Annotated in this window: 16 protein-coding genes; all 16 read left to right on the plus strand. The window is 45.3% G+C overall.

The window, feature by feature from the left end:
• Positions 1-74: 74 nt before the first annotated feature.
• The 16 genes from AR333_RS21565 to AR333_RS21635 all read left to right on the plus strand — a co-directional run bounded on the left by AR333_RS21565 (position 75) and on the right by AR333_RS21635 (position 12,498).
• On the plus strand, positions 75-1,262 hold the full coding sequence (locus AR333_RS21565; protein WP_068777441.1) for a sensor histidine kinase: 1,188 nt from the start codon (positions 75-77) through the stop codon (positions 1,260-1,262).
• Complete coding sequence (locus AR333_RS21570; RefSeq protein ID WP_068777442.1) at positions 1,234-1,959, plus strand: response regulator transcription factor; 726 nt, start codon at positions 1,234-1,236, stop codon at positions 1,957-1,959. Before AR333_RS21565 ends, AR333_RS21570 begins: the two co-directional genes overlap by 29 nt.
• A 50-nt stretch (positions 1,960-2,009) precedes the next feature.
• Positions 2,010-2,402 (plus strand): hypothetical protein, encoded by a 393-nt coding sequence (locus AR333_RS21575; protein WP_068777443.1) that lies wholly within the window; start codon positions 2,010-2,012, stop codon positions 2,400-2,402.
• Between the two features lie 1,135 nt (positions 2,403-3,537).
• Positions 3,538-4,773, plus strand: a complete 1,236-nt coding sequence (locus tag AR333_RS21580) for a helicase-related protein (RefSeq protein ID WP_253735943.1) — start codon at positions 3,538-3,540, stop codon at positions 4,771-4,773.
• A 154-nt stretch (positions 4,774-4,927) separates the two neighbouring features.
• Positions 4,928-5,083, plus strand: coding sequence for a hypothetical protein (locus AR333_RS25520; protein ID WP_253735944.1), 156 nt, complete (start codon positions 4,928-4,930; stop codon positions 5,081-5,083).
• A gap of 59 nt (positions 5,084-5,142) precedes the next feature.
• A complete protein-coding gene (locus AR333_RS25525) occupies positions 5,143-5,598 on the plus strand; it encodes a ComF family protein (RefSeq protein WP_253735945.1) in 456 nt (151 codons plus the stop codon).
• 272 nt (positions 5,599-5,870) lie between these two features.
• Positions 5,871-6,287: a flagellar protein gene (locus AR333_RS21590; protein WP_068777445.1), complete on the plus strand. Its 417-nt coding sequence runs from the start codon at positions 5,871-5,873 to the stop codon at positions 6,285-6,287.
• Positions 6,288-6,427: 140 nt separating this feature from the next.
• Positions 6,428-6,691, plus strand: coding sequence for a flagellar biosynthesis anti-sigma factor FlgM (gene flgM / locus AR333_RS21595; RefSeq protein ID WP_068777446.1), 264 nt, complete (start codon positions 6,428-6,430; stop codon positions 6,689-6,691).
• Positions 6,692-6,715: 24 nt separating this feature from the next.
• Positions 6,716-7,216 (plus strand): flagellar protein FlgN, encoded by a 501-nt coding sequence (locus tag AR333_RS21600; RefSeq protein WP_068777447.1) that lies wholly within the window; start codon positions 6,716-6,718, stop codon positions 7,214-7,216.
• Positions 7,217-7,269: 53 nt separating this feature from the next.
• Complete coding sequence (gene flgK / locus AR333_RS21605; RefSeq protein ID WP_068777448.1) at positions 7,270-8,835, plus strand: flagellar hook-associated protein FlgK; 1,566 nt, start codon at positions 7,270-7,272, stop codon at positions 8,833-8,835.
• A 14-nt stretch (positions 8,836-8,849) separates the two neighbouring features.
• Entirely contained in the window at positions 8,850-9,761 is a 912-nt protein-coding gene (gene flgL, locus AR333_RS21610) for a flagellar hook-associated protein FlgL (RefSeq protein ID WP_068777449.1), read from the plus strand.
• Positions 9,762-9,769: 8 nt separating this feature from the next.
• Complete coding sequence (locus AR333_RS21615) at positions 9,770-10,342, plus strand: DUF6470 family protein (protein WP_068777450.1); 573 nt, start codon at positions 9,770-9,772, stop codon at positions 10,340-10,342.
• A gap of 58 nt (positions 10,343-10,400) precedes the next feature.
• Positions 10,401-10,832 carry a flagellar assembly protein FliW gene (fliW, locus tag AR333_RS21620; protein WP_068777451.1) on the plus strand — a complete coding sequence of 144 codons (432 nt, stop codon included), beginning with the start codon at positions 10,401-10,403 and terminating at the stop codon, positions 10,830-10,832.
• Position 10,833: 1 nt separating this feature from the next.
• Positions 10,834-11,085, plus strand: coding sequence for a carbon storage regulator CsrA (gene csrA, locus AR333_RS21625; protein WP_068777452.1), 252 nt, complete (start codon positions 10,834-10,836; stop codon positions 11,083-11,085).
• Between the two features lie 165 nt (positions 11,086-11,250).
• Positions 11,251-12,090, plus strand: coding sequence for a flagellin (locus AR333_RS21630; RefSeq protein WP_068777453.1), 840 nt, complete (start codon positions 11,251-11,253; stop codon positions 12,088-12,090).
• 66 nt (positions 12,091-12,156) lie between these two features.
• Complete coding sequence (locus AR333_RS21635) at positions 12,157-12,498, plus strand: flagellar protein FlaG (protein ID WP_068777454.1); 342 nt, start codon at positions 12,157-12,159, stop codon at positions 12,496-12,498.
• Positions 12,499-12,504: the final 6 nt, after the last annotated feature.

Genomic DNA, 12,504 nt, shown 5'->3' on the forward strand with positions numbered 1-12,504 from the left:
ACTCTCAAATGATCCAAAGTATGGTACTATAGAAGGCAGACCAATTTGTTTTTGATAAAGGAGTTTGGAGCGAGTTGCAGGTAGATGCATTGGATCGTGTCATCAAGAATGCTATCGAAGTCATGGAAAGCAGCAAGTATCAGGTCTTCGAAATTTGTGAAAGTGCGAGGAGCGAACGCGAATCCCTTCTCAAAGAATTGCAGCAAATTATCGAGGAAGTTTCCCAGACAATTGAATCGGTAGATACCCTGGAACGCGATTACAAGCGTGCACGCGTACGTCTGACGGATGTGAGCCGCGACTTTGCCAAATACCGGGAAACCCATATTAAAGTTGCATATGAGGCGGCCATCTCGCTACAGCTTCAGCTTACCGTTTCAAGAGAAAAAGAGAATCATCTGAAAGCAAGACGCAATGATATTCAAAAGCGTATTAAGAATGTAGATAGACAGCTCGAGCGGGCGGAAATGATTGTCTCTCAAATGAATGTGGTGCTTGAGTACTTATCGGGAGATTTGAATCAGGTAACCCGTATTCTGGAGTCGGCTAAAAATCGTCAGCTGCTCGGGCTTAAAATTATTTTAGGGCAGGAAGAAGAACGTAAACGAATTGCCCGTGAAATTCACGATGGCATGGCCCAGACCATGGCAAACCTTGTACTTCGTACAGAGATTGCAGAAAGAATGGTAACAAAGCAAGAGTACCAGGCTGCCAAAGAAGAACTTATGGATCTTAAGTCCCAGTTACGCAGCGGGCTAGAAGAAGTACGTAAAACGATCTATAATCTTAGGCCAATGGCTCTAGATGACCTTGGGTTAATTCCAACCTTGCGGAAATTTTTGCAGGATTTCGAGGATAAGACCCAAGTACATACAAAATTCGAGCTTTCTGGAAAAGAAACAAGACTTCCATCCGGGATGGAAGTTGCTATATTCCGTTTGGTTCAAGAAGCATTTTCAAATATTCTCAAACATGCTCAGGCAACATTTGTCACACTCGAATTATCTCTTCGTGAAGATCTGGTCAACATATCGATTAACGATAACGGAATCGGATTTAATGTGGAATTGACCGAGCACAAGATCGCCAAAGGTAATAATTTCGGAATACTGGGGATGCGGGAACGGTTGAAGCTACTCGAAGGGGACATGGCCATCTACTCAGAAAAGGACGTGGGAACGAAAATTACGATGTTGATTCCCATTCGCGCAGAGAACAAGGAGGAAATTGGTAATGGACAACCAGGGGAGTCCCAAGCGTAATGTAAAACTCATTCTTGCGGACGATCATCAGCTGTTTCGGGAAGGCCTCAAACGAATTATCAACATGGAAGATGATATGGAAGTTATCGGAGAATGCGGAGACGGCATTCAGGTAATCGAGCTTTGCAATGACCTGCAGCCAGATGTGGTTTTGATGGACATTAACATGCCGCTGGAGAATGGTGTAGTCGCTACAGAGCGTTTGAAACTTATTTTTCCGGATATCAAAGTCATTATTCTATCTATCCATGATGATGAAAGTTACGTATTCGAGACACTTCGTAAAGGGGCATCCGGATACCTGCTTAAAGATATGGAAGCAGAGGCACTGATTAATGCGATCCGTTCCGTAGTTGCGGGACATGCTTACATCCACCCGAAAGTTACAGGCAAACTGATCAATCAGCTGCGTCGTATGACTTACCTGGACGATAACGGAGTTATGGGTTCAGGCAATGGTGTGCAAGAATCAGGCTTGAAGTATATTCACGTGCCAACAAGCCCGCTTACTAAGCGTGAGGCGGAAGTACTGCGTCTAATGGCTGAGGGCAAAAGCAACAAACTGATCGGAGAGTTCCTCTACATCAGTGAGAAAACCGTTAAGAACCACGTGAGCAGCATTCTTCAGAAAATGGAAGTCGACGACCGTACGCAGGCCGTTATTATAGCCATCAAGAACGGCTGGGTTACCTTATAGGAACCAACCCTCCCGCCAAGGCATATAGTATGCTAAGGGAGGGAGCCGTCATGTGGATTGGATTATTGTGTGTGGTAGGGAGCTACATCCTGAGTGTATGTATGCTCCACGTGTTTAATCGTTCCAGGAAGGCCGATCGCACGTATCGCCTGCTGCTTGTTACCAAAGATAATCAGCTGCATATTGAATGGTACATCCGCTCTTTATTTTTTATAACCCGTCTCAGCGGAAAATCCATATCTGTCACCTTAATTGACGAAGGATCAACGGATGATACGCTTGGAATCGCCGAGCGGTTATCGAAGTTGTATGAACTGGAGATTATGGCAAACAGACCGGATCATTCCTGGCAACAATGGGCGGAATCGTCTCAGCGCGATGAAATCGTTATTATGCATGTAAGCAATCAAAAACAGTTGGTCAAACTACCTTTGTTTGAATAAGCGATTGCAGATCAATTCCGGGTAAACGGGACTAATTTTGCGTAATCGTTTACATGAAAACAATCCATAAAGCGGGTGAGCTATGAAGGTTCATGTCTACGCCGCTGTCAACGATACAAATTGGCAATGGCATATCTCTTTATCGATTTCTGTTGATTGCGAGTATTGGTTCGAAAGGTTCGGGCCTACAGTACGGATTGTGCTGCTGGAGCCCCCTGTCTCTATGGGACAAGCTCTTAGTATAATTGAGTATTTTGTTTCGAAAGATACAAATCCGCTTGCAATATCAAGCTTAACTGCCGCATATACCATAAATTCAAATGAATATAATAAAATTCCCCCAGATACCCCTTATTATAGAGAAACCTGTCAATTGGCAGATAACACGTTAGAAGCGGCTGCATTATTCCCGGCTCTCTGCCCGAAAGAACGATACCCCTCTTTGGATGAAAAGCACTCTCTTGTATCAACTAGTATGTTCCCCGGTTCTAAAGGCCCAGCACGACAACAACCTTCACCCGATCCATCTCAGAATAATCTCCGATCCTGTTCAGCCCATGTAACTCCACCCCAGTCGAATTCAATGCCGCTTATTTCAAACGTTCCCCCTGATCCTTCTAAACAATTCCATCTAGGTATAAAGACTCACCCCGCAGCAGAGCTTAGAAATTCTATTCATCTACATAAACCTATCCCAAAAGAAATTTATAAATTTCTCCCAAAAAATTTTTTCGAGATATTTTCGGATTTACACTTTCACATAATTACTTTTGATAGTTGGATATCCAGCAACAAGCTGAAGAAGTTAATTGATGTTGACCTTTATATAAATATCGTGCGGGCCCTTGAGGGCAGGAATTTGCAGAAAGATGAGGTGCTGAGATTACTGGATTCTATAGGTCTGCAGCATTTAATCACAGAAAAAGGGGAATGGAAAGATTATCTGCAGTTAGCTTATCTAAACGAGGATATAAAGGTGACGAATGGCTTGGAGTGGCATCGACGGGGCACCTTTCCTGCGTGGTGGCGTAAAGTGCTGCATTATTCATGCAAGCGCTGCGGAAGTTCAAGATTCCACACAACTCTTTGCTATCACTGCGGAACGGACTGCCCTTATTGTGAAGAGTGTCTCACTATGGGGCGCATGAGATTTTGTACTTTATTAGTCCAGGGGAGCCGGAATCCAACTGCAGCAGTCCTGGCTAATGATTTCGATCGAAGAGATCTGCTTGAGGGTGAAAGCACTAAAGAAGAATTTGAACGCTTTCTAAAGCCGTGGGGTCTAAGTTCGGCACAGATGGCTGCTTCGCTTGAAGCGCTGTCTTTTCTCTGCACCACAGCTCCCGGCGCGGCGGCGATTCAACAGCCGCGCCAAGAGCCGGCGCCCAGTTTTCTAATCTGGGCCGTAACAGGAGCGGGAAAAACCGAAATGATTTTCCCGCTCCTCCAGTACGAGCTTGCGCACAGACGCAAGCTTGCCATCGCCACGCCGCGCAGGGACGTCGTGCTCGAATTGCAGCCGCGTCTTATGCGCGCATTCGAAGGCTGCAGGATCGTCACGCTCTACGGCGGCGGCAGCCAGACCTGGGAAAGCGGCGATATTACGATAGCTACCACGCATCAGCTTATGCGCTTCGCGCATGCGTTTGATTGCGTAATTATCGATGAGATCGACGCTTTCCCGTACCTGAACAGCGCGGCGCTAGAATTCGCCGCGCGCAAGGCTCTGGCGCCGGGAGGACGCTATGTCCTCCTCTCGGCGACGCCTCCACGGGCACTGCAGCGCGAGGCAGCGGCGGGCCGCCTGCCTCATGTCACCGTGCCCGTGCGCTATCACCGACAGCCGCTGCCCGTTCCGCAGCGCCTGTCGGTACCTCCGCTGCGGAAGATCCTCCGCAGCGGGGTCCTGCCTCAGGCGCTGCACACACGCCTGAGGGGTTCGCTCGAACGCGGCGCGCAGCTGTTCGTGTTCGTGCCGCAGATCAAGCTGGTGGACCCGCTGGTGCAGCTGCTTGAGACTTTTTGGCCGGACAAGCGGATTGCCGGCACTTCGTCTAAGGACAGCGAACGATCGGGTAAAGTAACCGACTTTCGGGGGAAGAATACCGATATTCTTGTGACTACGACGATATTGGAGAGGGGAGTGACTGTTCCCAAGACCGATGTTTTTATTCTCGACGCAGACTCCTCGCTGTTCAACGAAGCGGCTCTTGTTCAGATGGCCGGCCGCGCGGGCCGTTCTAAAGACGATCCCAAAGGGCGCGTTTATTTGGCAGCACCCGAAAAAACATCGTCACAAGCACGTGCTGTAAAGCAAATACAAAGAATGAACTCCATAGCCCGAAGAAGAGGTTATCTGCTTAAAGAGTAAAAAAACAATTGGAGGCTGAAGATGATAGGCCTGTCTGAACCGGAAAAAAGCACGAGATGGTGGAGTAAAATAAAGCAGATGTTTCAACTTGTTGTTGGTGCCGGCAGTCACGGATCTGGCCGTTCGGCTTGTCTTAGCTGCGGAGGAAGCAGAAATGGGCAGGAGAACTCACTGGCTCTTTGCAGGGGTTGCTTTGATAGGATCCCATGGATTACTGAAATCTGCTGCCTCATATGCGGCCGTCCCGAAGATTGCCCAGACTGTAGACGGCGTCCGGATACCTATTATTGCTATAGCAGAAGCGCTGTAAAATATGATGCCTTGATGAAGGAGTGGCTGGCCGCTTACAAGTATAGGGGGAACGAGCGGATGGTTTCCGTCTTGACCGGCATGCTTGTACACGCTTATCATCAGCTGCATAAAGAAATCTTGGCCCAGGGTGGAAGTTTTGACTGTGTGAGCTATGTTCCGATGAACCCAAGCCGGTTAGAAGAAAGAGGATTCAACCAGGCGGAAGCAATGGCATCTGATCTGGGAGTTCTGCTCCGGCTTCCCGTTGTCCCTCTTTTGGAAAGGACTCGTCATACGGCCAAGCAGAGCTTCAAAAGCAGATCAGATCGACTTCGGGATCTGGAAGGAGCTTTTCAAGTAAGAAGGGAAGGCAGAGAATGGCTGCGGGGTTATTCTCAGACATTCGGCCGAACCACCTTACGTGTGCTCATTCTCGATGATGTGTACACGACGGGGAGCACCCTTAATCAATGTGCGAAGACTCTGACAAGGGAATTTCCTTTAGAGGTATACGGGTTGATGTGGGCCCGATAATTTTTTGCTTAGAGACCAGCGGTAGTTGATTATCGGTTAGAATTTTGGTGTAATTTATTCTTCAGGCAGCTTTTTAGCATAAGGATTCTGGTTGGTTAATTAAATAAGGTGGAACTCCATATGTTTCTTTTATTTTATGGGTATACCCGTTGTACGCTTTGTCCTATAAAAGGCGAATTCTTCAAAATTTCCACATACTTCCGGGCAGCTCTTCTCAAGGTCAGATGGATACGTTACACTAGGTACATACCCTATTAACAAAGGTGATTACAATGAGTATGAACGTACAGAACTGTCCGAGATGCGGCAAGTTATTTGTAAAGAGCTTCGCAGAGTCCTGCCCGGCGTGTGTAAAAGAAACAGAGGCGCAATACACGGCGTGTGTAGAATTTCTCCGCAACAATCGCAAATCCGACCTTCAGGAACTCCATGAGGGAACCGAAGTCCCAATGCGGCAGATTATCCGGTTTATCCGGGAAGGCAGAATTTCCATTGCGGATTCCCCTAATGTCACATATCCATGTGAAGTTTGCGGTTCGCCGATTCGGGAACACACGATGTGTGACTCCTGCCGCCAGAGATTAGTTAAGGATGTTAACCAGGTTTTGGAAGAAGGCAAAAGCAGCGCAGCTGCTGAGAAGGAGTCTCTTCATTACCGGATTACAGACCGTTTGAAAGAGCGTCATTAACAGAAACCCGTTTTTTAACTAAAAAGATTATACTCTCCTGCCGATAATAGTAATAACGATTATCGGTTTTTTTGTAAAAACCGGCCGGTTTCCGGTCGTTGCTACATAGAATCCTCCAAATGATATGAAGAGGTGATGAGATGAAAATCAACGAGAGCCACCGGATTGGGAACGTAAATCCGTATGCCAAACATAAAGATCAAATGCAGGTATCAGCAGCAGATAAAAGAAACCGCCCGAAGGACGAGGTTCAAATTTCAACGGAAGCCAAGGAACTTCTCGGAGCCGCTGGAGATGACATCCGGACCCGTAAAGTAGAGGAACTGAAGCAGCAGGTGAAATCAGGTACGTATCATGTTGAAGCCGGCAAAATCGCAGAGAAGCTCCTCCCTTATCTTAAATAAGACTGACAGAAATAGGTGACTACCATGCCTGTAACGGAAATTGCGTCTGTACTGGACCGGATGATCGAATGCCACCAGCAGCTTCAAGTAATCGGTGTTCGCAAGAGAGAAGCGATTCTGCAGAATTCTATTCAAGAGCTCTCGGCTCTTGTTCACAAGGAATCGAAGTGTGTTCGTGAAATACAGGAACTCGACCAGCAGCGGATTCTCAAGATTAACGAATACCTCGTTTCAAGATGTTATAAAATGAATCCCAATATTACCGTGAGTGAGCTCGTTAAGCTTGTTTTTAAGGCAGAGGAGAAGCAGCTTCTAATGGATCGTCAAGAGAAGCTGCTTCGTGAGCTGCTGCAGCTCAAAGAGCTTAACGAGACGAACCGTCAACTGGTTGAACAGTCTCTTGGATATATAGATCTTTCCCTTGATCTATTGACGGCTACGCCTGAGCAAGACGCGGTGTATGCACATCCGGCTCAGCAAGGACAATCCAAGCGGAAGAACGCTTATTTTGACACAAGAGCTTAACTCTATAAACATACTTGCCGTTAGCAGCGGCGAACAGCAAAGGAAGTGAGTACATGCGTTCAACATTCCACGGTCTGGAGCTTGGCAAGCGCGGCGTTATTGCCCAGCAAGTTGCCCTCAATACTACCGGACATAACATATCGAATGTAAATACACCAGGTTATTCCCGTCAGGTAGCGCACATGGTTGCATCGCGTCCCTTGGAATATCCTTCTGTCACTAATACAACTGCAGCGGGCCAATTAGGGATGGGTGTAGAGGTGAATGCGATACAACGTATTCGCGACATTTATTTTGATATCGAGTTCCGGAACCAGAACTCGGCTATGAACGAATCTAAAGTGATTAATGAATCTTTGAGCAATATTGAGGGAATCGTCAATGAGCCTTCTGACAATGGACTAGCCAAGAATGTAACCGAGTTCTGGAAAGCTTGGCAGGTGCTGAGCAAGAATCCTAGCAGCGAGGATCTCGCTGCCCGTTCAGCAGTCGTTCAGCAGGCTCTGGCCATGACGGATTCTTTTAACCATATGGCATCACAGCTCGACACGATGAGCAGTAATATTACAGCGAGAATCGATGTCAAGGTGTCGGAAGCGAACAGTTACGTGACCGAGATATCTGAATTGACCAAGCAGATCAAGCATATTGAATCCGGCGGGGATGACGCGAATGACCTTCGTGATAAGCGGGATTATCTGGTTGATCAATTATCACAGCTCGGTAATGTCAAGGTTACAGAGACCTCCCAAACTTATCAGATTACGTTTGGGACTACACTAGTTATCGACAACATGACTTCGAATCCGGTTACCCAAGCTGCGGTAGCTGGCGTGACAAGCGGACAGATTTTTGGCTACGTGCAGTCCCGCGATACTTTTGTTGCTGAATATACCAAACAACTGGATCTTATGGCCAATACACTTGCGACCGGTAAAATCGAAGTTACTTTGCCGGCAGGTACCATCCTGCCTAAAGGAATGACGGTTCCTGCGGGAGCGCAGATAGATCCTACAAACCCTCGTAAACTGGCGGCTGAAGCTAAAGTAACCGTTGATGGATTAAACGGCTTGCATAAGCTGGGTTATACATTGGAGGAACCGGCAGCGAATGGAAGAGACTTCTTTGTTACTTCAGACGGTAGCAGTCCTTTCACGGCGGCTAATATCCGTGTGAACCCGGCTATCGCCCAAGATTTGAAGCTGTTAGCAGCTTCTCTAAGAGTACAGACTGTGAATAATCCTCCTGCACCATCCATGGACAAGGTTATTCAGAGTAATGGCGATATGGCTCTTATTATCGGTGGATTGTCTGAGAAAGCATTCAATTTTGGTGCAGATGCCTTGACTGCTTCGGCGAGTTATGGCGGGTACTATGAAGCGGTTATGAGCCAGCTTGGGATTCAAACCGATCATTCCAAGAAAATGACAGAGAATGGTGAACTGCTTACCAATCACGCAGATAGCCTGCGTCAATCTATAAGTGGTGTCTCGCCGGATGAAGAAACGGCTAATTTAATTAAATTCCAGCATGCTTATACGGCCTCAGCCCGTGTAATCACAGTTATGGATGAACTATTAGAAAAACTCATTAACGGCACCGGCGTAGTCGGTAGATAGGGGGTAAATAAAAGATGAGGATCACCCAGAGCATGATGAGCTCTTCGATGATGAGAGGCCTCCAGGCGAACTATAGCCGGATGAATAAATATCAGGAACAGGCTCTTACAGAGCGGAGGATCAATAGACCTTCTGACGATGCCGTTGGTATTGCAAGCGCACTGCGTTATCGGGGTGAGCTAGGTATGACGGAACAGTTTGAGCAGAATGTCGAAGATGCTGACTCTTGGATGAAGTTTAATGATACGATGATGAGTGAAGCAGTAAAAATTCTCCATACGGTCTCTGAGAAAGCGGTACAAGGTACAACTGAGTCTATAAATCCGGAAGCTAGGAAGATTTTGAGTAAGGAAATCGACGAGTTGTACAAACAATTGGTAGCCATCGGAAACTCTCAGTTTAAAGGGAAATACATTTTTAATGGACAAATGACCGATCAGAAACCTTTTTCTGACGATCCTGCCAATACGGCTTTCACGCTAGATGATGGTAAGATGCGTTATCAAATTGGAGCGGGTATTTATGCCGAAGTAAATTCACTTGGTAAAGATGTTTTTGGTGCATATCAGGACCCTGCCGATCCGACAAAGACCACCAATGTTTTCAAAGCACTGGATAATCTCAAAAAAGCACTAAATAATGATTCCACTGCAGATATTGAAAAGGGTATCACCGAAATACAAACGAGTATGGATCGCATAATCTATGCGCAAGCAGATGTGGGAGCGCGGCAGAATCGATTGGCGTTTACAGCCAGTCGTTTAGAGGATCTAAATCTCAATTATGTTGATTTACAGTCCAAGGTTGAGGATATTAATGTTCCAACAACCATCACAGAACTCAAAACAGCTGAAGGTATCTACCAGCTTTCTCTGGATACAATGGCAAGAATCATTCGTCCAAGCCTCATGGATTTTCTAAGATAGGGGGCGCTATGGAGCTTCCTCGTATTCAAATTAACCAGCAATATACGAAGGTTGGATTATCTAAGGGTCGTAGCGAATTATCTATAGAGCAGCCCAAGGTAGAGTTAAACCTTCATCAGGAAAATCCTCAAGTAAATATAAGTACGGGAAAATCTAGCCTTGAGATTGACTCCACTAAGGCTTGGTCTGCTTTGGGCAGCTCTAAGTTGATTGAAATGAGAGACCGTATAGCTCAGAGCTCGGTTGACGTATCCATGAACTATATCGCAGAGATTGCCCAAAATGGCGATCGCATGATGGACATTACCAATAAGTCCAGTGCATTTGTTGATATTGCCCGTCAGAACGCTTTTAAAGACCGACACATAGAGCTTACGGGAGAACCCTCTTATGACAATGTAGATGTGCTGTACACACCTGGTACTATTAGCACGGAGGTTAGTAAAGGATCAGTAACATTTGATCCGGAATACCATAAGCCTGTTATACAATATGATGCAGGTAAATTAGAAGCTTATATTATTCAAAAGAACGCCATTACTTTCTCTGTAGTTGGCGGGAAATTTAATGCATCCATTTAGTCCTTATGAGACAATAGCTATAATTTATAGCTATTCTTTTTTTATTGGAGGTTAATATATGATTATACGGTCAACAAGATTTGGCGATATTACTTCGTCGGAAGATCAACTTATCACGTTTGAGCCGGGCATATTCGGTTTTGAAAATCACCATAAGTATGTACTGCTGCAACTTGATGAGAAAGATTCTACTTTTCAGGCACTTCAATCCGTTGATGACGAAGATTTGGCTTTTGTAATCACAGAACCCTTTTTGTTTAAGCGGGATTATGAATTTGAACTGCCCGTGGCTGTAAGAAATCAGCTTGGTATTGAACGTGAAGAAGACACCCAGGTATTTTCTATCATAACTATACGATCGCAAAATGATATTACGATTAACTTAAAAGCTCCTATTATTTATAATAAAGCTCTGAACAAAGCAGCACAAATTGTTCTGGAAAGTGTGGTCTATTCTATCCGTCATCCTCTTACAAAAGGAGGCTCTTAGCATGCTGATTCTGTCCCGACTTAAAGGTGAAAAGATTATGATTGGGCAAGATATAGTGCTGACTATATTGGATGTAGCAGGCGATCAAGTGAGAATTGGTATAGATGCACCCAAAGATATCTCGATCTACCGTGAGGAAATATATAAAGCCATTCAAACTGAAAACAAAGCAGCTGTTCGTTTGGATGGAGATGCTAAGTCATTGTTACAAAAGATTTTATCTAGCCAAGACGATCTAGGACCAAACATCTAAAATTTTTTTCGAAACTATTCAAAAACCTCTAAACTAATCTCAAGATAATCCGATATATATATCATGGGAGAAAAGAGGGCATCTGGCGGCCGACAGAGCTTTCTCGATCCACTAATAGGTGAACGCAAGGATGCGATCACGACCTAATTCAGGGAGGAATTTATTATGCGTATTAATCACAATATCTCTTCTTACAATGCACAACGTCAACTGTCGACTAACAACAATGCACAAAGCAAATCTCTGGAGAAACTATCTTCCGGCTATCGCATCAACCGTGCTGCTGATGATGCTGCAGGTCTTGCAATCTCTGAGAAAATGCGTAATCAAATCCGTGGTCTGGAGCAAGCGTCGAAGAACTCTCTTGATGGTATTTCCTTGATCCAAACAGCAGAGGGTGCTTTGAACGAAACTCATGCTATGCTGCAACGTATGGGCGAACTGTTCACACAAGCTGCGAACGAAGTATTAACTACATCCGACACTGCAAAGATTAAAACAGAAGTAACTGCTCTTAGCGATCAAATTGATGCTATTGCAAACCAAACACAATTCAACACTAAAAAATTGCTTAATGGAGATACTACATCTCTGAAGTTCCAAGTCGGAGCTAACGAGAACGAAACTATCAGTCTGAGCTTGGTAAGCATGAAGGCTGCTGCCCTCGGCGTAGACGCTGGTACTTTGGTTGACCTTGGTGCCTCTACTGCTGCTACTATGAATAAAGATGCATCTGACAATATGAAATTAGTACAGACAGCTATTGACACTGTATCCACAACTCGTTCGAACCTGGGTGCTGTTCAAAACCGTCTGGAACACACAATCAACAACCTGGGCACAACTGCTGAAAACCTGCAAGCTGCTGAGTCCCGTATCCGTGATGTAGACATGGCGAAAGAAATGAGCGAATTCACGAAGAATGGAATTCTGCAACAAGCTGCAACTGCAATGCTTGCTCAAGCTAACCAACAGCCACAAGGTGTTCTTCAATTGCTTCGTTAAGATTAGCATAGAGCCGGCCGGGATTCCGGCCGGTTTTTTTTAATACTTAGGTTAGGAGAGTATTAAATGAAAGTAAATCAAGGACCTACGCCTACTTCCCTGACACCGCTGTTAAACATTATTTCTTCTTCATCTATCCCGGACACAATAGAAACCGATTTATCTACAATTACCAGTATAGAAGAGTCTTATACTCTACCTCAGCTTGTTGAAAAGTTGAATACAGCCCTTTCTGAATCGGACACACATATTCAAGTGAAGATTCATGATAAAACAAACACGATTATGGTAGTCGTTGTTAATGATGATACCGAAGAAGTTATTCGGGAAATTCCTTCAGAGAAAATCTTGGATTTAATGTACAACATGTGTGTAAATGTGGGTGTTTTCTTAGATAGAAAAATCTAAAAGGAG

It is taken from the genome of Paenibacillus sp. FJAT-26967 (assembly GCF_001541095.1).
Taxonomy (GTDB): domain Bacteria; phylum Bacillota; class Bacilli; order Paenibacillales; family NBRC-103111; genus Paenibacillus_F.

What these genes read in the sequence shown, in the direction of transcription:
- AR333_RS21615 (WP_068777450.1), top strand. Translation starts at nt 9,770, where the DNA reads ATGGAGCTTCCTCGTATTCAAATTAACCAGCAATATACGAAGGTTGGA.
- AR333_RS21635 (WP_068777454.1), top strand. Translation starts at nt 12,157, where the DNA reads ATGAAAGTAAATCAAGGACCTACGCCTACTTCCCTGACACCGCTGTTA.
- AR333_RS21570 (WP_068777442.1), top strand. Translation starts at nt 1,234, where the DNA reads ATGGACAACCAGGGGAGTCCCAAGCGTAATGTAAAACTCATTCTTGCG.
- AR333_RS25525 (WP_253735945.1), top strand. Translation starts at nt 5,143, where the DNA reads ATGGTTTCCGTCTTGACCGGCATGCTTGTACACGCTTATCATCAGCTG.
- AR333_RS21580 (WP_253735943.1), top strand. Translation starts at nt 3,538, where the DNA reads ATGGGGCGCATGAGATTTTGTACTTTATTAGTCCAGGGGAGCCGGAAT.
- AR333_RS21575 (WP_068777443.1), top strand. Translation starts at nt 2,010, where the DNA reads ATGTGGATTGGATTATTGTGTGTGGTAGGGAGCTACATCCTGAGTGTA.
- fliW (WP_068777451.1), top strand. Translation starts at nt 10,401, where the DNA reads ATGATTATACGGTCAACAAGATTTGGCGATATTACTTCGTCGGAAGAT.
- flgL (WP_068777449.1), top strand. Translation starts at nt 8,850, where the DNA reads ATGAGGATCACCCAGAGCATGATGAGCTCTTCGATGATGAGAGGCCTC.
- AR333_RS21600 (WP_068777447.1), top strand. Translation starts at nt 6,716, where the DNA reads ATGCCTGTAACGGAAATTGCGTCTGTACTGGACCGGATGATCGAATGC.
- csrA (WP_068777452.1), top strand. Translation starts at nt 10,834, where the DNA reads ATGCTGATTCTGTCCCGACTTAAAGGTGAAAAGATTATGATTGGGCAA.
- AR333_RS25520 (WP_253735944.1), top strand. Translation starts at nt 4,928, where the DNA reads ATGGGCAGGAGAACTCACTGGCTCTTTGCAGGGGTTGCTTTGATAGGA.
- flgK (WP_068777448.1), top strand. Translation starts at nt 7,270, where the DNA reads ATGCGTTCAACATTCCACGGTCTGGAGCTTGGCAAGCGCGGCGTTATT.
- AR333_RS21590 (WP_068777445.1), top strand. Translation starts at nt 5,871, where the DNA reads ATGAGTATGAACGTACAGAACTGTCCGAGATGCGGCAAGTTATTTGTA.
- AR333_RS21630 (WP_068777453.1), top strand. Translation starts at nt 11,251, where the DNA reads ATGCGTATTAATCACAATATCTCTTCTTACAATGCACAACGTCAACTG.
- flgM (WP_068777446.1), top strand. Translation starts at nt 6,428, where the DNA reads ATGAAAATCAACGAGAGCCACCGGATTGGGAACGTAAATCCGTATGCC.